This is a genomic window from Psychrobacter raelei, from assembly GCF_022631235.3.
Classification (GTDB): domain Bacteria; phylum Pseudomonadota; class Gammaproteobacteria; order Pseudomonadales; family Moraxellaceae; genus Psychrobacter; species Psychrobacter raelei.
Genome location: NZ_CP093310.2, coordinates 1,446,441 through 1,470,957, shown reverse-complemented (window position 1 = coordinate 1,470,957; position 24,517 = coordinate 1,446,441). Strand labels below are relative to the sequence as shown.

The window sequence follows — 24,517 nt, the reverse complement described above, 5'->3', positions numbered from 1 at the left end:
TAAAGCTTAATATGGCCTGCCAGCACAATACCGCCTGCCGCTATAAGCATAATAAAGCCCGCCGTCAACCTAAACGAATGGCGCACAGGTTATGAAAGGCAAACACAAAGCAATGAATGAGTCAGATAATTAGCGTAAAATGACGGACAAATTTGCTAAATGAAAGCATCTTGGGAATAATACGCACCCTTGCTGCTTAATAGTAGCCTATCTTAGATATCAGCATACCCGCTTATAAAGAATTAAGGAAAGTATAATGAAAATAGCCGTCAGCGATGGCATCGAATACGCGCTCAATTGTAACTACCGTTTGACGGAAGTTGAAGCCACTGATTTTACCAATATTGCCGTCATTGTGGTGACTATGGAAGATCTGCCCAAGGCGCATGCTGAAATTGAAGATTTGGGCTTTAGTATTCCTATCTTTGTGGCCATCAAGTATGGCGATAGCGTTCCTGATGAATGGCTGCCTCACGTATACGGCGTGCTAGAGCTGGCTGATGATCAAAAATACTATAACGGCCAGTTGGTCAATGCCGCAGCGGCGCACTATATAGACACCCTAGATCCTCCGTTTTTCCAAGCGCTACGTGAGTATACCGATTATGGTAATGCCGCCTTTGATTGCCCAGGTCATCAAGGTGGTCAGTTTTTTCGCCGCCATCCCTCAGGTCGCCGCTTCTTTTTATACTTCGGTGAGACCCTATTTCGTGCTGACTCCTGTAATGCGGATGTGGGCTTAGGCGATTTATTGATTCATGAAGGCCCTGCTTTTCAAGCGCAGGCTCATGCCGCCAAAGTGTTTAACGCCGACAAAACCTATTTTGTATTAAACGGTACGTCTTCTTCGAACAAAATCGCCATTGGTGCCCTTGTGGCGCATGATGATCTGGTACTCTTTGATCGCAATAACCACAAGTCTGTGTATCAAAGTGCACTGTCTATGAGTGGTGGTACGGCGGTATACCTTGAGACTGACCGTAATGCCTACGGTCTTATAGGGGGCATTGCCTCACACTGCTTTGATGAGGCGGAGATTCGTGAGCGCATTCGTGAGGTATCTCCAGAACGTGCTGATGCAAAGCGCCCTTTTCGTCTGGCCGTGATCCAGCTGGGTACCTATGACGGTACCATTTATAATGCTCGCCAAGTGGTGGATAAGATTGGTCATTTATGTGACTACATCTTGTTCGATAGCGCTTGGGTTGGCTATGAGCAGTTTATCCCTATGATGCAAGATTGCTCACCGCTATTATTAGAGCTGACACCCGATGACCCGGGTATTATTGTGACTCAGTCAGTGCACAAGCAGCAAGCCGGCTTCTCACAAGCCTCACAGATTCACAAAAAAGACAATCATATCAGTGGGCAGGCGCGTTATGTCAACCACAAGCGTTTTAACAATGCGTTTATGATGCATGTGTCGACCAGCCCTTTTTATCCGCTGTTTGCCTCTTTGGATGTTAACGCTAAGATGCACGAGGGCAAAGCGGGTCAGCGTATGTGGCATGAGTGTGTCATTGGGGGGATTGAAGCGCGCAAAATGCTGCTCGATACCTGCACTTTAATTAAGCCGTTTGTGCCGCCAACCATTGATGGCAAGCTGTGGCAAGATTACGATACTGAGCAAATTGCCAATGACATTCGCTTCTTTGAATTTAAAGAAGGTGAGCGCTGGCATGACTTCGAGCAATATGCTGACAAGCAGTACTTTATTGACCCTTGTAAGCTGCTATTGACCACCCCTGGCATCAATATGGATACAGGTGAATATGAAGCAACTGGTGTGCCCGCCCCGCTGCTGGCGCATTATCTGCGTGAAAGCTCGGTCATTCCAGAAAAAGCGGATTTAAACTCCATTCTTTTTTTGCTAACCCCTGCCGAGACGCTGGCCAAGTTCCAGCATCTGGTGGCGCGTATTGTACGCTTTGAGGCGCACATTAAGTCTAACAGTCCGGTGAGCGAGGTGCTGCCCTCACTGGCCAAAGCTTACCCACAATATCGAAGCTTAGATATCAATGAGCTGTGTCAGCGTCTGCATGATTTTTATGCCAAGCACAAGCTGAACCAGTTACAGCAGCAAATGTTTAAGCGTGAGCACCGTCCTAAGTTTGCGATGCGTGCTTTTGATGCGCACAATGCCTTTATTCGCAATGACATTGAGCTGGTGCCTTTGGCGCATATTGAAGGCCGTATTGCGATGGAAGGTGCCCTGCCTTATCCGCCTGGCGTCTATTGTATCGTGCCTGGCGAAGTTTGGGGCGGTGCAGTGCTGGATTATTTCTTAGCATTAGAAGAAGGGGTTAATTCCTTGCCAGGCTTTGAGCCGGAGGTTCAAGGCGTGTACTGGGAGTATAATGAAGAAGGCCGCAAGCAGGCATGGGCTTATGTGCTAAAAGATGACTCTATCCCTGCCGAGCCACTACCTTACAAAGCGTCTAGCGAGATTGAGCCTTATCACGACTCAGCCTCTTTTGAAGACAAACAAGAGGCGTTGACGCCTTTTGGTCATATTTAGTCTAAATGCGTTGTCTTAAAATGTGTTGTTTTAAATAGCATCAATTGACCTTTGGCTTGTGGCATTAGGCGATACCTGTTATAAACTCACTAACAAAGGTCATATTTTATCTTTTTCGTCACTGAGACTTATCCATGAATCGTTCCAAAGTTTTGCAGTATGTTAGCTACTCCGCCCTACTTTTAGCCCTAAGTGGCTGTGCTTCTACCCCAGACACAGCCGCTAAACGTCCGGTGACCAGCACACCGAGCTCAAGCAAACCTGTGGTAAAAAATGATGCCCCCATCCCTTTTACTGCTAATGAGATCAAAGACATCAGCGCCGCGTTTCATCCCGGCAGCTGTGACTTGAGCAAGCTTAAGCAGCAAAGTGAAAAATATGACCTAGACGATACCTGGGTGAATTTGTATGAGCGCACACCGCAGCCTTTATCCGCTTTAGATGATCAGACCAGCTGTTTTTTGGCGCAAAGCAATGAGCTGTACGCGTATAGCGACGATTTTTATGATGAATCTCCAGAGAGCTTAAATCAAAGCTGGTTTAAAGGAAACATCCCCAATGATGCCAAAATAACCACCATGCGCTACCTAACCCCAAAAGCGTTGTTGGCTCAGTGTGACCCAGATTTGGGACGCCCTGTGATTATTGATTATGAAAAAGATGCCAAAGGTCATATCAGCCGCACCATCTTAATCAATGAAGACTTTGATCCCAGTTGCCTAAACAAATAAGGCTAAGCGTTAAGAAGACTCAACGTAAAGTTACTGCGGTAGACTGCGTTAGTTCACCACAAAAAAAGCAGCCTGTGTCAGGCTGCTTTTTTTGTGCCATAAAATTGAGGGTTTACATTGATGTACTACTGTACTAGAATACTGAAACATAGTTTTAACGGACAGTATTATGACCACCCCAAACCCCGCTTATAAAAGCCTACTTGGCCATTTGGCACATCTGAGCTGCGACAAAGAGATTGATGCAGTATTGTCAGCACTTTTAACCGATAAAGAGCAGCAAGATATTGCCAATCGTGTGCGTATCTTTGATTTGTTACAGCAAGGGGTGACCCAGCGCGTTATCTCTCAGCAACTGGGCGTGGGGATCGCCACAGTATCGCGCGGTGCCAGAGCGCTACAGCAACAAGATGCGACAGCCATTGATAAGCTTTTGGCCACTCATCGTCAGCAAGAGGCGGCCAATAGTAAGATAGAATAAATCTATCTTATTGTCTTCATACCAAATTGTCTTCATATTAAGTTATCTTAACACACATGACCTTTTATCCTCATTTTTACTGCATATTTACTGATTACACCCTTGTTTTTTTGGAATTTATTTATGAGTACAGCCACCGTAAAGCAGCCTGATCCCATTGCCATACCCAGCAAGCCGGTTCGTATTAAACTGACCCAAGACATTGATTTTTTTGAGTTATTTAAGCGCATTGAAGCGCAGTTTGATACCTGCTATCTGCTTGAGTCATTGGGCGCAGAAGGTCATATGTCTCGTCATCATGCCATTGGCTTCTCGCCGGCCATGACAATCGCCGCACCCGATCGCCAAACCTTACGCATTACTAACAATCACAGCGGTGAGGTAACCGACTATCCCACCGACAATCCTTACCAGCTGCTGCGCAGCATCACCCCTCAGCATGTGATTGCTCGTGATCAAACCGGTGGACTGGTGGGGTATCTTGGGTATGACAGCGTCAATTTTTTTGAGCCTAGCCTCAATGCCAAAGCCAGCGAGCATTTCGAGGCCTTCAAATTTGGCGTCTACCTAGATGGCCTAACCCTCGATAAAATGACTGGTGAGATCTTCTATTTTTATTACCCCACTCATCAGCAGCAAAACCGCATCGATACCGTAAAACAGCTTCTAAGCTCACCTGTACCCAGCTATAGCACACCTACCGTTGAATTCTTAGGTGATGGCATGAGTCGTGAGCAGCATGCCCAAGCGGTAATGCAGGTCAAAGAGGACATCATCTCAGGGCGTATTTTTCAGTGTGAGGTCGGCTTTAAGTCCAAATATAAGATTAGCGGTGATCACATCCCTATTTATGAAAAGCTGCGTGAGGTAAACCCCTCACCGCACATGTACTTTATGAAATTCGTTACCCAGCGCATTATTGGTGCCTCACCTGAGCTGTTGTTCCGCCTGCGTCAAGGTGAGATGGAGACTTATCCGCTGGCAGGTACAGCCAGACGCGGCAAAGATGAGGTTGAAGACCGTCAATTGGCGCGCGCCTTGCTAAACGATGCCAAAGAGATTGCTGAGCACAATATGCTCGTTGACTTGCACCGTAATGATATTGGCCGAGTCGCCCGCTTTGGTACGGTCAAAGTACGCAGCCTAATGGACATTAAGCGCTACTCTCACGTGCAGCACATCTCATCAGAGATTGTCGGCGTATTGCACCCTGATGAGGACATGTTCAGCGCACTTGCCAGCAACTTCCCAGCCGGCACCTTATCTGGCGCCCCAAAAATTGAAGCCATTAAGATTATTAATGAGCTAGAGCTCGATGGCCGCGGTGCTTATGGCGGAGCGCTGGGTTCATTTAACTTCAATGGCGACTGTATTTTTGCCATTCCCATTCGCAGTCTGTTTATCAATGGTGAGTCCGCTTATGCACAAACTTGTGGCGGCAATGTCTATGATTCAAACCCACAAGATGAGTATCTAGAGATTCAGCGCAAATTATCGGCGATGAAGGTAGTGCTAGACAGTTTTATTCATAGCTAAAGCTGTCTTTGGCATAGATCTGTCTTTAGCATAGGCAGACGCCTTATCGAGCCTATACTTATATCAAAAAAATAGCTAAAAACTATCCTCAAGGATTACCGATGAATGTATTAATCATAGACAACTACGACTCATTTACTTTTAATTTGTATCAATATGTGGGCGAGATACTACACACGCAGCCAGACCAAGCGGCGGCCCCTCAAGTGACTGTTAAGCGCAATAATGAGATCAGCTTAGCCGATATTAAGGCGGCCAATTATGACCGCATCATCATCTCTCCTGGTCCTGGCTCACCGGATGATCCGGCGTACTTTGGGGTATGTGCTGAGGTCATCCGCGAGCTTGGGCCGACGATACCGCTATTGGGAGTGTGTTTAGGGATGCAAGGCATCGCACACGTGTTCGGCGGTGATGTGGTGCGCGCCGGCGTGCCGATGCATGGTAAGACCTCACCCATTCGCCATGATGAGCAAGGGGTGTATCAAGGGCTGCCACAAGACATTGAGATTATGCGTTATCACTCATTGATGGTCAAAGCAGATACCTTGCCTGAGTGCTTAACCGTCACCTCTGTGGTATCCAATGAAGCCTATGCCGGTCAAGACTTAATGAGCCATGTCAAAAATGGTGAGGAGATTATGGGCATTCGCCACAAAACATATCCCATCCAAGGGGTGCAGTTTCATCCTGAGTCGTTTGCCACTGAGGGCGCCAAGCGCTTGCTGTCAAACTTTTTGTTGCAGGTATAAGCCTCTTTTATGTAAACTTATTTTAGGACGGGACATCGGTCATAAAAGAGCCCAGCTGCATGCAGCTGGGCTCCTTTATTATTGGGCATGTAATCATTAAATTAAGACGCAATACGCTGTAAAAAGGCACGCGTCCGCGGATGCTGGGAGTGTTCGAACAATTGCTCTGGTGGACCGACTTCGACCACATAACCATCTTCCATTAGCATCACCACATCGGCCACATGACGCGCAAAGTTAATCTCGTGCGTGACCACCACCATGGTCCAGCCCTCAGAGGCCAGTTGCTGCATGGTTTTTAGTACCTCTTGTACCAGCTCTGGGTCAAGTGCTGAGGTGGGCTCATCGAACAATAACAAATCAGGTTCAATGGCCAGCGCCCGAGCAATACCTACCCGCTGCTGTTGCCCCCCCGATAGCTGAAATGGATATAAATCCACCTTGTCTGATAGCCCCACTTTTTCAAGAAGCTGTAAGGCTTTGGCTCGAGTTTCTGCCTTATTTTTGCCTTGCGCCACCACAGGGCCAAGCATCAGGTTTTCTATGGCCGTCTTATGCGGAAATAAATTATAAGACTGAAACACCATGCCGGACTTTTGTTGTAACTTGCGCATCACAGCCTTTGAGGGCTTAGCACCAAAGTCGACCTTTAAGCTACCATCATCAAATTCAATAACCCCCTGCTCAGACACTTCAAGGGCATTGAGACAACGTAAAAAAGTGGTTTTACCTGAGCCCGACGGCCCCAGTATCACCACCACGCTGCCCTTTTTGATATCCAAATCAATGCCCTTGAGCACCTCATTGTCGCCAAAGGCTTTTTGAATATTAGTTATTTTTATCATAGCGGTTTCCTAATGAGTGCTGCGGGCCATATCCTGACCAAACTATTTGGCCACGTAGCGATCCAAACGGGTCTCGAGTCGACCTTGCACGGCGCTCAAAGCCAGACAGATGACCCAATATATTAAAGCCGCCTCAGTATAGACCAGCATAAATTCATAGTTTCGCGCAGTAATAATTTGAGCCTGCTTAAACATCTCAGTGACTAAGATAAGTGAGGCAAGAGAGGTATCTTTTACAAGGCTAATAAAGGTGTTCGACAAGGGTGGTACAGACACTCGTAGTGCTTGCGGCAAGATGACATGACGAAAGCTTTGCAAATAAGTCAGACCCACGGTAGCGCCCGCTTCCCACTGCCCCTTAGGAATAGATAAGATAGAGGCACGTACAGTCTCTGATGCATAAGCACCAATATTGAGCGAGAAGGCAATAATTGCTGCCGGGAAAGGCTCAAGCATGACCCCCACGCTTGGCAGACCATAAAATATAATAAAAAGCTGCACCAGCATTGGCGTACCACGTATGGCCGACACATAAATACGTGCCAGCCTATACGCAATCTTATGCCAAAGTGCCTGACGTGGCACCACTCGAATCAGCGCCACCACCAAGGCGATGGCCATACCAATAATAAATGAGGCAATGGCCAACGGAATGGAATAGTAAATGGCGCCTTTTAGCATCGGCCAAAACGACTGGATAACGATATCAGCCCGCGCTGGTGACATAAATGGCAGCATGGCGAGCAGACTTTGTAGTGCGTTTAGCAGCGAAGAGATCATTTTTTGCTGATATCCTCACCGAAAAACTGCTCGCTTAATCGGGTTAATGTGCCATCTTTATGTAGCTCATCCATCGCTTCGTTGATTTTTGCCAGTGCCGCATCATCTCCCTTTAGCATCACCAAGCCTGAGCCGGTCATTTCCTCAGCAGGGGCTTTTAGCTTAATTTCAAGTGAGCTGTCTGGGAATTTTTTTAGATAATCAAGCACGGCTAGATTGTCATTTAAAGTAAAATCAGCACGGCCTTGTTTGACCAATTCCACCGCTTGGGCCATACCATCTACAGGCACAACTTCAGCTTCATATTTTTTGGCCAACTCGCCATAATTGCTGCTTAGTGACTGCGCTGATTTTAAGCCTTTTAAAGACTCCCAAGAGTTAAAGCGGCTGTCTGATTTTGGGGCAAGTACCACAGCGCCTGACCAGCTATAAGCTTCTGCTTTGTCGTACTTGGCTTGACGCTCAGGGGTGGTGAGACTCACTTGGTTGGCCACCATGTCAAAGCGTTTGGCATCTAGGCCGGCAAGCATCGCATCCCACTGAGTCTCTTTAAACTCAACTTTTACACCAAGCTTATCTGCCACAGCACGGGTGACTTCCACATCATAGCCGGTCAGTTTGTTTTGCTCATCATGATAGGTATATGGAGGGTATGTGCCCTCAGTCCCTACGTTGATGGTGCCACCACTGTTGATGCGGCTTAATAAGTCAGAGTCTGTGCCTGCAGATTGTGTCGCCTCTGCCTCTTTGGCGCTATCGGTTGAGGGGGTTTGGTTACAAGCGGCCAATAAGATGGCGCCGGTTGCCATTACAGTTAGATTTCTTAATCCACGATAAGACATAGCAATTCCTTGAATAAATAAAATAAAAAAACATCAGTAAAAAATATAATCTGGATTGAACCCGTTGCAAGATGTCCAAACCAAGCAAGGTATTCCATCCAAAATAAGTGACCACTTTAACCATCTTGCAGGAGTAGCCCTTGATGGGTACAGCTATAAATTATTCAATGATAACCCTAATTCCGATTTTGCATTTATATATTACTTTTTATCCTAGCGCTTTTTATGATAGACGATGCATATAAATCAGATGCATACAGAGCAAAGGGCACTGACCTGCCATTCTAACAAAATTATCTGCCAAAACTGCACTCTCCTTACTATTGGCACACCAAATTGTTTGTAAATGCCACGCTTATCTCAAAGTCGCCTCCCAAAAACACTCACAAGTTCACTGACAACTTGCCTGCCTGTGCTCTAAAATAGCCACTTTTGAGAAAACTGCATATTATTTATAGCCAATTGGTTATAATAGGTCTAACTATTTGTATAGATAATTTTATACTTAATGTTTTAGATGATTTTTTAAATAAAAGAACAATGGACTACTTATAAATGATCAGCTTATTTGATATGTTTAAAATTGGGATTGGCCCCTCAAGCTCCCATACCATGGGGCCTATGGTCGCAGCTGGCATGTTTATCGATGAATTAAAACAGCAATTTAGATTGCAAGACATCGTGTGCCTACAAGTGGATCTCTATGGCTCACTGGCTTCGACCGGTAAGGGGCACGCCACAGATACTGCCTGTATCTTAGGCCTGCTGGGGTTTAAGGCCAACAAAATCGACACCACCAAAGTGAGCGAGTATTTAGCGCCCGTATTACAGCAGCACACGCTGAATCTAAATGGTGAGCACACCCTAAGCTTTGATTACGATCATGACATCATTTGGCATCTGCGCAACAGCTTGCCGCATCATCCCAATGGCCTGAGCTTTACTGCGTATCATAACAGCGGTGAGCAGCTGTCTAAGACTTACTACTCTATCGGGGGCGGCTTTGTGGCCACTGAAGAGGAGTTTGATACTCCCGCTAAGGCGCAGGCAGGTGAGACGGAAGCTGAAGCTGCCCATGCCGCTGACAACGTGGCCATTACCAGTGACCGCTCAGTGCCCTATCCTTTTGGCAATGGCAATGAGCTACTAGAGCAGTGTGCTAAGCACAATCTTAGTATCAGTCAGGTCATGATGGCCAATGAGTTGTCTATCCGTGATAAAGACACCATCTATGCTTACTTAGATGAGGTCTGGGAAGTCATGCAGCAGTGCGTCAGAAACGGCTGTAAAGGAGAGGGTATCTTGCCGGGCGGGTTAAAAGTAAAGCGCCGAGCCAAAGACATGTACCGTCAGCTGTTAAATGAGCTTGAAAGTCCCAAAAAAGCCAGTGATAAGCTCATGGCCATGGACTGGGTAGATCTTTTTGCTCTCGCGGTCAATGAAGAAAATGCTAATGGCGGGCGTGTGGTTACTGCCCCCACCAATGGTGCAGCTGGTATTATCCCTGCTGTATTACACTATTACCGCGACTTTTTACCCAGCTACAGCCAACAAGGGGTGCGTGAGTTTTTGTTGACGGCCGCCGCTATCGGTACCATTATCAAGCAAAACGCCTCAATCTCCGGTGCCGAGGTGGGCTGTCAAGGTGAAGTGGGCTCAGCCTGCTCTATGGCGGCAGCCGGTCTGGCCCATGTGATGAATCTATCCCCTGAGCAGTGCACCAACGCCGCTGAGATTGGCATTGAGCATAATTTAGGCCTGACTTGCGACCCTATTGGCGGGCTGGTGCAAGTGCCTTGTATTGAACGCAATGCGATGGGTGCGGTTAAGGCCATTAACGCGGCAAGATTGGCCAGCCGCGGTGACGGCAAGCATCATGTGTCGCTAGATAAGGCCATTGCTACCATGAAAGCTACTGGCGCTGATATGATGGATAAATATAAAGAGACGGCCATGGGCGGGCTTGCTGTCCATGCGTATAACCCTCAAGATGGTAGCGTTGATGGTTCACGTATTGAGATGGTTGAGGTCGGTGTGGGTTATCCGCAGTGCTAGGTCATTAGTACTGGCTTATTATTTTAGCTAAAAAAGACCCGCCTTATTAATAAGGCGGGTCTTTTTTTGAGTCGTTATTCACTGTTTACTCATCGGTTATCTGACAGCCATCAATACCGCAGCTTGTAGTATCAGCTTGGCTGTCCGCTAACTGCTCTTGATGAATCTGTCTGAGCGCCTGCTCAAAGTCTGCTTGTGCCATCGCGCCTGGAATCGCATATTTATCATTAATCACAAAATACGGCACACCGCGTACCCCTAATTGCATTGCCTGTTGTTGGTCAATAGCGACTTCATCTTTATATTCATCGCTATCAAGCAGTGCATTCACATCAATATCTAAACCAATGTCACTGGCAATTGAGGCTAATACCTGACGATTGGCCAACTCTTTCTTATCAATAAAATAAGCTTTATAGACCGCCTTTTTAAAGCGGTCCGCCAATTCAGGTTTGTTTTGTTGCACATATTTGGTCAGTCTGTGCGCATCCATCGTATTGGTAAATAAGGTATCGGTGTAATCGAAGTCTAACCCCTCTTCTCTTGCAGTCTGAGAGATATTTGCAATCTTCTGGCGAGCTTGCTCATCGCTGATACCATATTTTTGCGCCAAGCGTTCTAAAGTTGAAGCAGTCGCCTTTAGTGGTGCATTGGGATCTAATTGAAATGCTTTGAGTTCTATATCTACATTGGTAGTGAGTTCATTTTGCGTCTGTAACTGAGCGATGGCTTTATCCAGTCGTACTTCACCAATGTAGCAATATGGGCATGCATAGTCCGACCAATAACTAATTTTCATAATAAATTCCTGTGTATAAAATCTTAACGTCTTATATAAGGGTAACGAGCCGCCATTTAAACAGCAGCTGCTATGAATAACATTCAGGCATAAAAAAAGACCAACTCGTTAAAGTTGGTCTTTTTTATTAGCAGTTAATGAGAGTGAACCCATTAACTAGCCATTTAATCAGCTATTTAATTAGCCATTGCTGCTACGGCGGGCTGGACGGCCTTCACCTGAGCGAGCTGGTCCACTGCGGCGTTGGCCACCTGGTTTGCCAGCGCTTGCACCGGTAGGTTTACCACCGAAGCGGCGACCGGCAGGTTTGCCACTAGGACGACCAGCGCCTGCGCCACGTTTTTCACCGCTGGCATTGTCAGTAGACTTACCACGGTAGCCACCGTTACCACCACGACGGTTACCCGCGCCTGGACCACCACGGCGATTGCCACCACGACCACGTTTGGCTGCTGTGCCGACGTGCATGTCTTTGGTGTTTTTCTTAGGCTCCATACCCTCGATTTCTTCAACCGACATGGTACGTTTTAGATAACGGTTGATGGCATCAAGCTGTGCACGGTCATCAATGCTACAGATGTTGATAGCGATACCGGTACGGCCGGCACGACCACTACGACCGATGCGATGCACGTAGTCTTCTGTTTGACGTGGTAAGTCGTAGTTGAATACGTGCGTAATACCACTAACATCGATACCACGGGCAGCGACATCAGTTGCCACTAGGATAGTAATTTTACCTGCTTTTACATCATTAATGATGCGGCTACGTTTGGCCTGTGGTAAGTCGCCATGTAGGAAGCTGGCTTTATGGCCTTGCTCTTTTAAGCTCTTAGCCAATGTCTCACAGCTGCGCTTGGTGGCAGCAAAGATGATCGCTTGGTTCACATCTTTTTGAGTTAATAGGTTATCTAAGATACGGTTTTTATGATTAAAATCATCAGCGTAATATACCGACTCATCAATGTGCTTGGTCTCAGCTTTGATATCGATACGTTCAGGGTTGTTGGTGAAGCTGGCGGCAATTTTGCCTACCGGGCCATCCCAAGTGGCTGAACACATAATGGTTTGACGATTTTTTGGTGCCGCTTTCATGACTTTTTCGATGTCTTCAGCAAAACCCATGTCAAGCATGCGATCGGCTTCATCAAGAATTAGAATATCTAATTCAGATAAATCGATACGGCCTGAATTCATGTGATCGATAAAGCGTCCTGGTGTGGCGATAATCACTTGAACGCCTTTATTTAGCGCACGAATCTGACCACCGTAAGGGGCGCCGCCCACAAGAGGCACACTGAAGATATTACGGGTTTTTGAGCTGTATTGACGTACGCTATCACTCACCTGGTTAGCAAGCTCACGTGTTGGGGTCAAAATTACGGTATGTACCACTTTATTGGTGGCTTTATCACGAATGATTTTATCCAGCATAGGTAGTACGAAAGCGGCTGTCTTACCACTACCGGTTTGGGCAGATAGCAATAAATCACGGCCGGCCAGTGCTGGCGGGATAGATAGGGCTTGAATAGGTGTTGGGTGCTTGTAACCGCTTGAAGTTAATGCTTCAAGTAGCTCTGGCGCCAATTCTAGGTCAACAAAGGTCACTTTATCTTCAGTGTCTACTTCGCTGTTAGGATGGGTCTTATCGTTTAAATCTTGAGTGGTGGTGATACCGTCTACTTCGTTTGCGGCATTGTCTAAAAGAGTGTCTAAGTTTGACATAAATGTGTGTCCATTTAAATACTGCCACTGAGTATCCTGCCAATGCTGAGGGCAAGTAGTGAAACAGTTAAAGTTATAAGGCACAACACAGATAAGCGTTAGTTAAGCTGTACATCCTATGTACAAGTTAGCAACGTATTTTGGTGGTTGTTACCGTGAGGTCGTTAGCAGCAAGAGACATAATTATCTTTTGTTAGGCTAACAGCAAAATCATCGGCAACAATTTTAAAAGGTGTCTTCTCCAGACGACAATTGCGGGCGATGTTATCAATCAGCAAGCGCAGAGTATAACACAACTAATTTAAATAGGTGGACTAATTTAAAATTATATTTAAAAACATCCACCTAGCTCACTCAGTATCCCATACCCTACCCTTTGTCCGACGCTATTTGCTATCTGAAAATTTACTGTCTTAAAGCGAGCTATTTGAAATTTTGCTATTTTAAAGACAGTTAATTTAAAGACAGTTATTTAATCGGCTTTAGCTCAAGGTTGACCGCACGCTGTACCGCAGGACGTGTAGAGATTTGCTTCGCCCAGCGCTGTAGATGGGTGTAGCTGTCCACTTGCAAAAATTCTCCAGCGCGCTCATACGACTCATCCAACGCCAAGCGGCCATACCAAGGCCAGATGAGCATATCAGCCACGCTATAGTTGTCCTCGCCATCGCCAATCATATATTCATGGTGGGCTAAGTGCTTATCTAGCAAATCTAATTGTCGTTTGGTCTCCATCGTAAATCTGTCAATGGGATACTGCATCGGATATGGCGCATAGCTAAAGAAATGACCAAAACCGCCGCCCAAATAAGGCGCGCTGCCCATTTGCCACATCACCCAGCTTAGATAGGTGGCGTATTTTTGGGTTTGTGTGTTTTGTGGCTTAAATTTATTAAATTTTTCTGCCAAATACATCAAGATGGCGCCCGATTCAAACAATTTGACAGGATTGTTGGCATCAGAGTAATCGATAAGTGCAGGAATTTTAGAGTTTGGATTAATCTCCACGAAGTCTGAGCCGAATTGATCATTCTCCATAATGTCAATTTTATAGGCATCATACTTAGCCGACTCTATGCCAAGCTCAGCGAGCTCCTCTAACAATATATTTACCTTAATGCCATTGGGCGTGTTCAGCGAATACAGCTGTAGGGGATTGTCACCTTTGGGTAGAGTTTGCTGATGACGGGCGCCTGCTGTGGGCTTGTTGGTATTGGCAAACTTGCCGCCATTGCCCTCTACCGGCTGCCACACTTTAGGGGGCACATAATCTGTATTGGCATTATTTAAGGTGTTATTTAAGGTATTGTTTGAGCTCATGATAAGTCCTTTTTTTATTAACGTGTTATTGAGGCGTTATGGGCTTTATATGTTTTGATTTAGCCTATCATAAACAATTTTTTGGTTAAGTTCAGTTACAGATTAATTGACAGCCCATTACTAACATTAACACTAAATAGTTCGTGCGGCGGCCGTGGTACTATAGACAACTTTATTTTCTTAGTTAAACCTAATTTTTTAGGTCGTCTTATGCCCAATAATTCTAATAATCAAGAAATCACTAACACCACCGCCACTTCACTGGCATCAGATTTACAGCCCAAATTCACTTTATCTGCGGTTCAAGCCAAGTTTTTGCCTTATGTTCTTGCCGTCGCTTTGTTTATGCAGATTTTGGATGCGACTATCTTAAACACGGCCCTGCCGGAAATGGCGCTGGCGTTAGGTGAGTCGCCGCTCAAGATGCAGTGGGCTGTGATCAGCTATGCATTAACCTTAGCCATCTTTATCCCAATAAGCGGATTTATGGCCGACAAGTATGGGACTCGCAAAGTATTCTTAACTGCGATTGTACTGTTTAGCATTGGCTCAATCTTCTGTGCCATGTCCCCTAATCTGGATATCTTGGTCGCCTCTCGCATACTACAAGGTGTGGGCGGAGCAATGATGACACCCGTGGCCCGCTTGATATTGGTCAAGTCCTATCCGCGCAACCAGCTACTGACGGTGATGAACTTTGCCGTTATCCCAGCTTTGATAGCGCCCCTTGTTGGCCCGCTGGTTGGCGGTTATCTGGTGCAATATGCCAGCTGGCACTGGATTTTTTTGATTAATATTCCGATGGGGATACTGGGCTTTATCCTTGGTTTTAAATTGGTACCTGATATTAAAGAAGCGGCTGGCAAGTTGGACTGGTTTGGTTTTGGTCTATTTGCGCTCGCCGCTGGATTATTGACGCTGGCAGTTGAGCTGTTATCCAAGCCAGGAGAGGCCATCCCAGGCTTTGTTCTTATCGCGGCCGCACTTGGCTTATTACTCATGTACGTGCGCCATGCCCGAAAGGCAGGCAACCCTATTTTTCCGCTGTCGTTATTTGATGTTCGAACCTTTAGAATTGGTATCACCGGTAACTTATTTACCCGACTTGGTATCAGTGCTGTGCCCTATTTATTACCGCTATTGTTACAGGTGGCATTTAAATATACGCCATCGCAGGCAGGCTGGTTGTTAACTCCTATTGCTGTCGGCGCCATGGGCATCAAGCCTTGGGTAAGTAAAATCATTCAGCGCTTTAGCTACCGCAAAGTATTGGTCACCAATACCACCATCCTTGGTATTTTGATTATTTTATTGGCGCAGCTAAATGCCTCGATACCTTGGTACTATATTGCACCGCTTTTAGTGATTATGGGGGCATGTAACTCCATGCAGTTTAGCGCCATGAACACCATTACTATCGGTGATCTAGAAGGCAGTCAAACCAGTAGTGGTAATAGCTTGATGGCTGTTAATCAGCAGTTGGCCATTAGTTTTGGTATTGCTTTTGGCGCCACCATATTGAGCGTCTTTAGCGATAGGCTTAACTTTGAGATTATCAGTGCCTTTCATGCCACCTACTATGTGCTGGGTATTATCACCATCATCTCTGGGCTGTCATTTTTAAGATTAAAACCTGAAGATGGCCGCGGCTTATACTAAGGGATTGCCCATAGCGAGTTGTCGATAAAATGATGAAAAACCTTGTCTGTTTAGATCATAAATTTACTTTAAAATCATACTTTTAATAACTTATTCCTAAGGAACTTATAGAATTTAGTAATGAGTGGTTAAAAAGATATAAAAAAATGTTGAATTTACACTGAAATTAGAGTAATTTTTTAATGTAACAATACTGTAATGTTAATTTAATCTGATAAGGACAGGGCCCTATGAGCATGCAAGACGTCATTAAACGTATTGAAGAACGCTACCCACACCAACCGGAGTTTATTCAAGCAGTAAAAGAGGTAGCGAGCACTATTGACGTTGTATATGATCGTGATCCGAACTTCGCGAAATATAAAATTTTTGAGCGTCTGACTGAGCCTGATCGTATTATTAGCTTCCGTGTTAACTGGGAAGATGATGAAGGTAACATTCAAATCAACCGCGGCTGGCGTGTCCAGTTTAGTAATGCTCTAGGTCCCTACAAAGGCGGTATCCGCTTCCATCCCACCGTTAACGAGTCTATCTTAAAATTCTTAGGCTTTGAACAAATCTTCAAAAACGCCCTAACCGGTCTGCCTATGGGCGGTGCAAAGGGTGGCTCAGACTTTGACCCACATGGTAAATCAGACAGCGAAATCCGCCGTTTTTGTTATGCCTTTATGCGTGAGCTGTATCGCTATATTGGTAAAGACATGGACGTACCGGCCGGTGATATCGGGGTTGGTGGCAGAGAAGTCAGCTATATGTTTGCGATGTACAAGAACCTTACCAATGAATATACTGGGGTATTGACCGGTAAAGGCGTTGGCTTTGGGGGCAGCTTATGTCGCTCAGAAGCCACCGGCTATGGGGCCGTTTACTTCCTACAAAACATGCTAAGCGCTCACAACGACAGTATGAAAGGCAAAACGGTACTGGTTTCAGGCGCTGGTAATGTGGCTGTCCATGCCGCCGAAAAAGCCATTGCTTTGGGTGCCAAAGTCATTACTTTATCAGACTCAAAAGGCACGTTGTACGACGAATTTGGTTTTGATCAAGAAAAACTCGATTGGGTAAAACAGCAAAAAGCCAATCGTCAGCCTTTATTTGAGTACCATAGAAGATTCTCAGGCAGCGGCGTGTGGCTACCTGGTGAGAAGCCTTGGAAGTTTGATGGCGATATCGCTATCCCTTGTGCCACTCAAAATGAAGTGACCGCTGCTGATGCCGAAGCCATGTACGAGCATGGTGTTCGTTATGTGGTTGAAGGGGCTAATATGCCTCTTGATGCTGAAGCCATTGACGTCGTTCGTGACAAAAAAATGCGTTATGCGCCAGGCAAAGCGGCCAATGCTGGCGGTGTGGCAGTATCTGGTCTTGAGATGTCACAAAACTCCGTACGTCAGTATCGTACGTTTGAAGATGTGGATCAGCAGCTTCAAATTATCATGAAAAATATCCATGATGATGCCGCTCGGGCGTCTGAAGAGTATGGCTATAACTCTGATGACTGTATTGACTACATGTCAGGGGCGAACATTGCCGGCTATATCCGTGTGGCCAATGCTTTAATGGCGTATGGATTACTCAACTAAGCGATTTTCTGCTTATTTAAGTGTTTATTTCATTGTTGAATGATGCACTAAAAAAAGGGAGAGCCAAGCGGCTCTCCCTTTTTTTATGACGCTATTTTTTTTAAGACCTTATTTAAAAATAGAGACAATCTCCAGCGGCAGCGCTAGAGTCTCTAATAAGACTTTTAGTGGAACGACCCCAAGCTCAGCTTGTGTCTTAAAGCGTTTACTACCCGTAGGATGTATCAGCGCTTTTACCCCCTCGCCGAGTTTAAACCCCGTTGAGCTGTGATTATCCAGTGCTGCATACATACCACCTTGTAAGGATAAGTTGCAGCTATAGTGTGCCGCATCAGTGAGTTTACAGCTGCTGTTAAGCGGTGCAGGTAGGCTGTTTTTGGTGCTATGGGCGCTCTGGATCTCAAAGGCAAGCTGGATTTGAACGCTGTTGTCGGGGTATTTATTGATAATTATTGGCTCATGGATGTCTAATTGCTGTCCATTCAGCCTATTTAACCCGTTTAACCTATTCAGCCCATTCAGTTGGGTCACTTGATCAAGCGCCTGAGTGCCACTGGATATCAGATAGCTGTATTGGCTACCGATGAGCACTATACCAGGCTGGCGTGCCCCGTCATATACTGGATAGGCCATACCTAAAATGGTCTCTTCTTGGTTCATGGAGGCAGCACTCATAGCGTTTACAGCTCGGCCTGAGTGCTGTTGGCTAAATGGGGCTGAACTACAGCCTGCCATCATAGCGCTGCCCACTATCATCGCACTGATCAGTTTTAACATTTAAGGTAGCCTGTTGTCCTTTACTTTAAAGGGTTCGGAGAACTGCAAGATAACGAAGCCCACAACAGATAAAATGATGGCAATTTCGTATCGGCCCGTAGCCACAGAGATGCCAATAGCGGCCGTGTTCCATAAACTTGCCGCGGTTGCCGTGCCCCTCGCCCCATCTTCTGTCTTGAATATTGCGCCACCACCGATAAACCCCATACCCGTGATGATCGCATACATAATACGCGCCTCGGCATCGCCTTTATAAATGTCCATGCCTACTAGCATAAAGGCACATGAGGCAATAGTGACTAGCGGAAACGTCCTAAGCCCTGCGCCACTGTCCTTCATCTCGCGATTCAAAGCAATGGGCAATGACAATAAAAAAGCAATAAACAGCTTTAATAAATGGTAGCCCATCAACCCGAAGTTAATATCTAAATCCAGCATAAATTACTTCCTTTGTAAATTATCCTAATTCATATTGCCATCTTTTAATACTCAAAGATTGTTTTGATTGACCCGCTGCATCAGCGCTTCTGCACTCTCTACTCGCTCTGAATATCGATCCACCAAATAAGGTGCATGATCGCGTGTCAATAACGTAAATCGTACTAACTCTTCCATCACATCCACAATGCGTAAGTAATATCCAGATGGCTTTATACGCTTGCTAATACTGCCATCGGTGTTTTCAACGTCTTCAAATTCCAAAAAGGCTTTGGGCAGCGAAGATTGGTTGGGTATGGTAATCATCCGCATCCAGCGCCCTAAGATACGTAACTGGTTGACCGTATTAAATGATTGAGAGCCACCATTGACCTGCATCACAGCAAGGGTCTTACCCTGTGTTGGCCGAACTGCGCCCAGCGACAACGGAATCCAATCTATTTGCGCTTTCATTATGCCAGTCATCGCACCGTGACGCTCAGGTGAGCACCACACCATCCCCTCACTCCACTGTACCAACTCACGCAGCTCGCTAACTTTCGGATGAGTGACCTCCTCGCTATCAGGCAAAGGCAGGCCAGTTGGGTCAAATATCTTCACCTCTGCGCCCATCGCTTGCAGAATACGAGCGCACTCCTCTACCACCAGACGGCTATAAGATACCTCTCGTAATGAGCCATATAACAATACAAACTTTGGCTTATGACTTGACAGCTCTCGCTTGAAGTCATTGATGTGCGGTATATGAAACTGTTCAGGCTCAATATTGGGTAAATCGTCAAATTTTCGGATTTTGCTCATACGTGGTGTCCTGTGTGATGGTTGTCTTGTTGATGGCGCTGATTGGAGGTTTTTGCTTTTATTTGCTTAGGCTATTTTTTAGTATAAAGCCATGTCTGTGGGTGATCCGCTCTAATCCGGAGTGGCTCACATTCTTTCATTCTTTGATCCGCCGTGGTGATTAAACGTGATGTACCAAATCAAGCAGCGCCTGTTTGCGCGCTTCAGCTGACAGCTCAGCGCTGGCAATCTGATGTAACTTGGCGACTCTTTGCTCAATGATAGCAATGGTCTTAGCGAAGTTTTGAGCAGTTTTTGTTGCATCTTGCGTATCTTTTGAAGGATCAGACAATCCCCAATGTAGCTTGACCAGATTAGGGATATTACCTAGCCATAGCGGACACTGCTCGCCTGCCGCATTGTCACACACAGTGATTAACACATCCGGCTCAAAGCCTTGCATATACTCCTTATCATCCCAACCATTGCTGGTCAGCCCCTCTACGCTATAGCCTGCCTGCGTTAGATACTCTAAAGTTAAAGGGTGTACCTGCCCCACCGGCGCACTTCCTGCACTCTTAGCCACTAATAACTTCTGGTCTGTCTTGCTCTGTGCGTCTTGTTGAGGCTGATATTGATTGGTAATGGCCTCTGATAAGGCACTACGGCAGCGGTTGTGGGTGCATATATATAATATTTTTAGGGGCGTCATATCGCTCTCTTAGTCCATCGGTAATGAGTTTTGGTAAAGTAGGGCTTACGTGTTAATTGCGTGTTTTTGAATGGGCAATGGGTGAATGGCTATGAGTAAATAGTGTTAACAGTGAGTAGAAATAGGTATTTTTATTTGCTTAGGCTATTTTATTAGGCCGTTTGGCTGAGGCCATATTACAGCGCTTGTTTAGTGCGCTCTATTCTATTATTTACTACCTGCGCCCTATTCTATACTTACTTGCTACTAGCCAACTACTAACTGACCATAGGTAGCCAAAGCGCCAATGCCATTAAAGTTGCCAGCAGTACCGGCACCGTTAGGATAACGCCCACCTTAAAGTAATAACCCCAAGTAATGACCACCTCCTTACTTGCCAGCACATGTAGCCACAACAAGGTTGCCAGTGAGCCGATGGGCGTAATCTTTGGCCCTAAGTCTGAGCCAATCACATTGGCATAGACCATCGCTTGATGTATCTGCTCAGGCTCACTAAAGGTCGATGTATTTACATCAGCAATGGCCAGCGACTGCATCAATACAGTGGGCATGTTATTCATAATCGAGGACAGACCCGCCGACATAAAGCCGGTGCCAATTGTGGCTGCCCACAGCCCCTGCCCGCCCAGAGCATTTAGAGCTTGGGTAAGATAACCGGTTAACCCTTCGTTTTTTAGGCCATAAACCACCAGATACATGCCCAGTGAGAACACCACCACTTGCCAAGGTGCCCCTTTTAATACACTAGATACTGACAGTTTTTTATTGGCCAATGCCGTCAAGATTAACACCAACGCCCCTATGGCTGCGATTAGGCTAATGGGCACGCCTCTAGGCTCTAGTACAAAGAACCCCACCAATAAGGCAGCCAATACCGCCCAGCCAGTAACAAAGGTCGCCTTATCCTTAATGACACTATGCGGACTTGGTAAATTAGCCACCTCATATGTGGCGGGAATGTCTTTTTGATAAAAAAAGTACAGTACCGCAAGTGAGCTTAGTACCGACACCATATTCACCGGCAGCATCACCTGAGCATAACGATCAAAGCTTAAGTTAAAAAAATCTGCCGATACGATATTAACCAGGTTGGATACCACCAGTGGCAAGCTTGCCGTATCCGCAATAAAACCTGCTGCCATGATAAAAGCCAAGGTAGTGGCGGCAGACACCCGCATCTTAAGCAGCATAGCTATCACAATAGGGGTCAAAATTAGCGCTGCGCCATCATTGGCAAACAACGCCGATACCACAGCCCCAAGTAGCACAATAAGCACAAATAATAGCTTAGCATTACCCCCGCCCAGTCGTGCCACATGCAGTGCTATCCATTCAAAAAACCCGGCCTGATCCAGAAGCAGACTGATAATAATAATGGCAATAAACGCAAAGGTAGCATTCCACACGATGTCCCAGACCACAGGGATATCCGCCAAGGAGATTACCCCCATTAATAACGCCGCCAGTGCGCCTAGGCTGGCGCTTACCCCGATACCAAGCCCTTTGGGCTGCCAGATAACCAGTACCAATGTAACCACAAAAATAAGCGCCGCAAGTACCATAACCACTCTCTATTGTGTAGTGAATTAAACAACTATATTTAAACTATATATATTCAAAAATATCGCATAAGCCTGTGCTACTATTTATCAATCAGGGAATCCGCACTAAGAAAGTTCGTACTATTGATAAAGCGATTGATGGCATAACAGCAGGGCATAAAAGCTATAAAATCTAGCGCTAAAATACGCCAACAATGACCACAGATAGCTTGCTTTAATAGATTATCTTTATAGTATAAAACCGAGTATACTATATTCGGTTATGCGGATATAACCCCTGATGTGATAAAACTGCTTAAAGTCTGCATAAAACAGAGGGTCGACTATGGTGTCATCGGTTACATTTTTTAAAGCATTATCAGATCCCACACGCCTAAAGCTCATGTTACAGCTGCGTGAGCAAGACATGCTGTGTGTGTGTCACTTAACTGAACACTTACAGCAGCCGCAGCCGACCATCTCTCGTCATCTAAGTCACCTAAAAAAAGCGGGGCTTGTGACGTGCGAGCGCCGTGGCACTTGGATGTGGTATGCCATTAACCCTGACTTGCCGCAGTGGTGCCAAGACATCATTCATCGCATGCCTCAGATATAAACATCGGTTAATTACTGCTCACAACGGATTAGTCATTGATAATTAAAACACGTCAAACTATAGTGTTTATAGACCCGTTATAAAAAAAAGGATTTTGCCATGACACGCTTTGCGACAGACTCTGCCTTGGATTTGGCGGTGGATACGGCCATCACCCCCGAGCCTAATACAAGCTCTACACCAGCCCCTCATAAGCCTGCCATATTGGCCTGTATCGATGGCTCGAGCGTGACAGAGTCGGTCTGTGACTACGCCGCTTGGTATGCCCGAGAGCTTAAGCTGCCTATTAGCCTGCTGCATGTGATTGATGTGCCCAAAAGCTATCGTCATGATTTAAGCGGCTCTATTGGCATGGATAGCCGCAATACCTTGCTACAACAGCTTACCCTCCTTGATGAACAAAGCGCGCGCGTGGCCAACCAGCACGGTGAGGCGCTACTACAAGATGCCAAAGCCCATATCTTAATCAATCTCCCCCAAGCCAATGTCTACCGCTATCTGCGCCGTAGTAAGCTGCTTGCCGCCATTCAACACTTCATTGATGACAGCAAAATGATCATCTTAGGACGCCGTGGGCGCGATCATCAAGGCGATCACATGACCATAGGTAGCCAGATTGAGAGCGTGGTACGCGCCGTGGACTGCCCGATATTGATCTGCTCAGATGGCTTTATTACCCCCGACTCTTATATGATAGCTTTCGATGGCAGCGAGACGGCAAAAAAAGCCGTACAAAAAGTATGCGACAATAAAATTGCCAAAAATCTTACCGGCCACATTGTCATGGTCGATAATAAGAACAGCGTGCACGAAAGCGCGTTGTATAAAGCACAAAAACAGCTTAGCGATGCCGGCTTCGAGGTCACAGCCCATTTAATCAGCAGTGAAAAATATGGCGAGGGTGATGTGGTCTCAGCCCTCACAGCCTTTCGTAACCAGCACAACATCAGCATGTTCGTTATCGGCGCCTATGGTCATGCCAAATGGCGGCGCTTCTTCGTCGGTAGCACCACCACCAAGCTTTTGACGAAGACCACAGCGCCTGTGATGTTGCTGCGTTAATATAGCGATGCGGTAACCTCATAAGCGGCGGCGCTACGCTGCTACACATGCCCCATAAAAAAGACCCAGCAATAGCGCTGGGTCTTTTTTTATTATCATGGGACAGAATCATGGTACAAAGTCATGGTATAGATTCACGGATATCAGTACTCGCTCTATCCGCTCTATCCGCTCTCATAAGCCGTTTAGACCAAATCTAGAAAGTCAGCCACAAACGCGTTGGCAGGCTTGGCGATAAGTGCCTCTGGGGTGCCAATCTGCTCTACCGAGCCATGATTCATTACCACAATCTCATCCGACACATCACGCGCCTCTTCTTGATCGTGGGTCACCATGATACTGGTCACGCCCAGCTCATGATGAATGGTCTTAAGCCAAGTGCGCAGCTCCTTACGCACTTTGGCATCTAACGCCCCAAATGGCTCATCTAACAATAACAGCTTAGGCTCAACGGCTAAGGCACGTGCCAAGGCAATACGCTGACGCTGACCGCCGGATAACTGGTGCGGATACGCATTGGCTAAAGTCGGCAACTGTACCAGCTCAAGCAAGTGCTCTACCCGCTTTTTAATATCGCTGCTGCTTGGGCGCTGATCTTTGGGTAATAGCTTGAGGCCAAAGGCAATATTCTCCGCAATGGTCTTATGACGAAACAGCGCATAGTGCTGAAACATAAAGCCAATATGGCGCTTTTGTACCGGCGTATCCGTCACATCCACCCCATCAAATAAGATACGGCCACTGTCTGAGTATTCAAGACCGGCAATAATACGTAATAAGGTGGTCTTACCGCAGCCTGAGGGGCCCAATAACGTGGTCAGCTTACCGGTTGGTACGCTTAGCGAGATGTTTTCTAGGGCAACAAAATTGCCAAAGCTTTTATGGACGTTTTGAATATCAATGCTCATCTTTACCCTCATTTTTTTAATGTGTATATAGCGGTGCGGCAAGCCTTAGCGTAATAG

The 24,517-nt window shown here is 46.2% G+C and carries 22 protein-coding genes; 10 read left to right on the top strand and 12 right to left on the bottom strand.

The window, feature by feature from the left end; all coding sequences use genetic code 11:
- The first annotated feature begins 256 nt into the window (after window positions 1-256).
- From MN210_RS06235 to MN210_RS06215, 5 genes are all read left to right on the top strand, one after another.
- Window positions 257-2,518 (top strand): ornithine decarboxylase, encoded by a 2,262-nt coding sequence (locus MN210_RS06235; protein ID WP_338412771.1) that lies wholly within the window; start codon window positions 257-259, stop codon window positions 2,516-2,518.
- A gap of 134 nt (window positions 2,519-2,652) precedes the next feature.
- Window positions 2,653-3,249, top strand: a complete 597-nt coding sequence (locus tag MN210_RS06230) for a hypothetical protein (protein ID WP_011960412.1) — start codon at window positions 2,653-2,655, stop codon at window positions 3,247-3,249.
- 169 nt (window positions 3,250-3,418) lie between these two features.
- On the top strand, window positions 3,419-3,730 hold the full coding sequence (locus tag MN210_RS06225) for a Trp family transcriptional regulator (protein WP_241879568.1): 312 nt from the start codon (window positions 3,419-3,421) through the stop codon (window positions 3,728-3,730).
- Between the two features lie 123 nt (window positions 3,731-3,853).
- Entirely contained in the window at window positions 3,854-5,266 is a 1,413-nt protein-coding gene (locus MN210_RS06220; protein WP_338412770.1) for an anthranilate synthase component I family protein, read from the top strand.
- Between the two features lie 101 nt (window positions 5,267-5,367).
- A complete protein-coding gene (locus MN210_RS06215) occupies window positions 5,368-6,018 on the top strand; it encodes an anthranilate synthase component II (protein WP_011960409.1) in 651 nt (216 codons plus the stop codon).
- Window positions 6,019-6,119: 101 nt separating this feature from the next.
- Here the strand turns inward: MN210_RS06215 and MN210_RS06210 are convergent, their stop codons facing one another.
- From MN210_RS06210 to MN210_RS06200, 3 genes are read right to left on the bottom strand one after another with little or no spacing between them, the layout of a single operon-like run.
- A complete protein-coding gene (locus MN210_RS06210) occupies window positions 6,120-6,863 on the bottom strand; it encodes an amino acid ABC transporter ATP-binding protein (protein ID WP_338412769.1) in 744 nt (247 codons plus the stop codon).
- Between the two features lie 42 nt (window positions 6,864-6,905).
- Window positions 6,906-7,643: an amino acid ABC transporter permease gene (locus MN210_RS06205; protein WP_011960407.1), complete on the bottom strand. Its 738-nt coding sequence runs from the start codon at window positions 7,641-7,643 to the stop codon at window positions 6,906-6,908.
- Window positions 7,640-8,485 (bottom strand): amino acid ABC transporter substrate-binding protein, encoded by an 846-nt coding sequence (locus MN210_RS06200; RefSeq protein WP_338412768.1) that lies wholly within the window; start codon window positions 8,483-8,485, stop codon window positions 7,640-7,642. Before MN210_RS06200 ends, MN210_RS06205 begins: the two co-directional genes overlap by 4 nt.
- Before the next feature lie 555 nt (window positions 8,486-9,040).
- Here MN210_RS06200 and MN210_RS06195 point away from each other — a divergent pair.
- Complete coding sequence (locus tag MN210_RS06195) at window positions 9,041-10,540, top strand: L-serine ammonia-lyase (protein ID WP_338412767.1); 1,500 nt, start codon at window positions 9,041-9,043, stop codon at window positions 10,538-10,540.
- A gap of 85 nt (window positions 10,541-10,625) precedes the next feature.
- Here MN210_RS06195 and MN210_RS06190 read toward each other — a convergent pair whose 3' ends face one another.
- From MN210_RS06190 to yghU, 3 genes are all read right to left on the bottom strand, one after another.
- Window positions 10,626-11,339, bottom strand: a complete 714-nt coding sequence (locus MN210_RS06190) for a DsbA family oxidoreductase (protein ID WP_241879564.1) — start codon at window positions 11,337-11,339, stop codon at window positions 10,626-10,628.
- Between the two features lie 180 nt (window positions 11,340-11,519).
- A complete protein-coding gene (gene csdA, locus MN210_RS06185; RefSeq protein WP_241879563.1) occupies window positions 11,520-13,064 on the bottom strand; it encodes a DEAD/DEAH box helicase CsdA in 1,545 nt (514 codons plus the stop codon).
- 468 nt (window positions 13,065-13,532) lie between these two features.
- Window positions 13,533-14,384, bottom strand: coding sequence for a glutathione-dependent disulfide-bond oxidoreductase (gene yghU, locus MN210_RS06180; RefSeq protein ID WP_338412766.1), 852 nt, complete (start codon window positions 14,382-14,384; stop codon window positions 13,533-13,535).
- A gap of 210 nt (window positions 14,385-14,594) precedes the next feature.
- Between yghU and MN210_RS06175 the strand changes: the two genes are divergently transcribed.
- Together MN210_RS06175 and gdhA are read left to right on the top strand one after the other, a co-directional pair.
- On the top strand, window positions 14,595-16,043 hold the full coding sequence (locus tag MN210_RS06175) for a DHA2 family efflux MFS transporter permease subunit (protein ID WP_338412765.1): 1,449 nt from the start codon (window positions 14,595-14,597) through the stop codon (window positions 16,041-16,043).
- A gap of 230 nt (window positions 16,044-16,273) precedes the next feature.
- Window positions 16,274-17,626: an NADP-specific glutamate dehydrogenase gene (gene gdhA, locus MN210_RS06170; RefSeq protein WP_241879558.1), complete on the top strand. Its 1,353-nt coding sequence runs from the start codon at window positions 16,274-16,276 to the stop codon at window positions 17,624-17,626.
- 108 nt (window positions 17,627-17,734) lie between these two features.
- On the opposite strand, the gene MN210_RS06165 is transcribed toward gdhA, so the two are convergent.
- The 5 genes from MN210_RS06165 to MN210_RS06145 form a co-directional block, all read right to left on the bottom strand.
- Window positions 17,735-18,403 (bottom strand): hypothetical protein, encoded by a 669-nt coding sequence (locus MN210_RS06165; protein WP_338412764.1) that lies wholly within the window; start codon window positions 18,401-18,403, stop codon window positions 17,735-17,737.
- Window positions 18,404-18,841 (bottom strand): MgtC/SapB family protein, encoded by a 438-nt coding sequence (locus MN210_RS06160; protein ID WP_011960398.1) that lies wholly within the window; start codon window positions 18,839-18,841, stop codon window positions 18,404-18,406.
- Between the two features lie 51 nt (window positions 18,842-18,892).
- Complete coding sequence (gene arsH / locus MN210_RS06155; RefSeq protein WP_155587159.1) at window positions 18,893-19,642, bottom strand: arsenical resistance protein ArsH; 750 nt, start codon at window positions 19,640-19,642, stop codon at window positions 18,893-18,895.
- Between the two features lie 160 nt (window positions 19,643-19,802).
- On the bottom strand, window positions 19,803-20,333 hold the full coding sequence (locus MN210_RS06150; protein ID WP_338412763.1) for an arsenate reductase ArsC: 531 nt from the start codon (window positions 20,331-20,333) through the stop codon (window positions 19,803-19,805).
- 257 nt (window positions 20,334-20,590) lie between these two features.
- Window positions 20,591-21,895 (bottom strand): arsenic transporter, encoded by a 1,305-nt coding sequence (locus MN210_RS06145; protein WP_155587157.1) that lies wholly within the window; start codon window positions 21,893-21,895, stop codon window positions 20,591-20,593.
- Between the two features lie 325 nt (window positions 21,896-22,220).
- On the opposite strand from MN210_RS06145, the gene MN210_RS06140 reads away from it, so the two are divergent.
- Both MN210_RS06140 and MN210_RS06135 read left to right on the top strand, forming a co-directional pair.
- Window positions 22,221-22,490, top strand: coding sequence for an ArsR/SmtB family transcription factor (locus tag MN210_RS06140; RefSeq protein ID WP_011960394.1), 270 nt, complete (start codon window positions 22,221-22,223; stop codon window positions 22,488-22,490).
- A gap of 99 nt (window positions 22,491-22,589) precedes the next feature.
- On the top strand, window positions 22,590-23,552 hold the full coding sequence (locus MN210_RS06135; protein ID WP_338412762.1) for a universal stress protein: 963 nt from the start codon (window positions 22,590-22,592) through the stop codon (window positions 23,550-23,552).
- Between the two features lie 185 nt (window positions 23,553-23,737).
- On the opposite strand, the gene MN210_RS06130 is transcribed toward MN210_RS06135, so the two are convergent.
- Window positions 23,738-24,460 (bottom strand): sulfate/molybdate ABC transporter ATP-binding protein, encoded by a 723-nt coding sequence (locus MN210_RS06130; protein WP_011960392.1) that lies wholly within the window; start codon window positions 24,458-24,460, stop codon window positions 23,738-23,740.
- Window positions 24,461-24,517 lie beyond the last annotated feature (57 nt).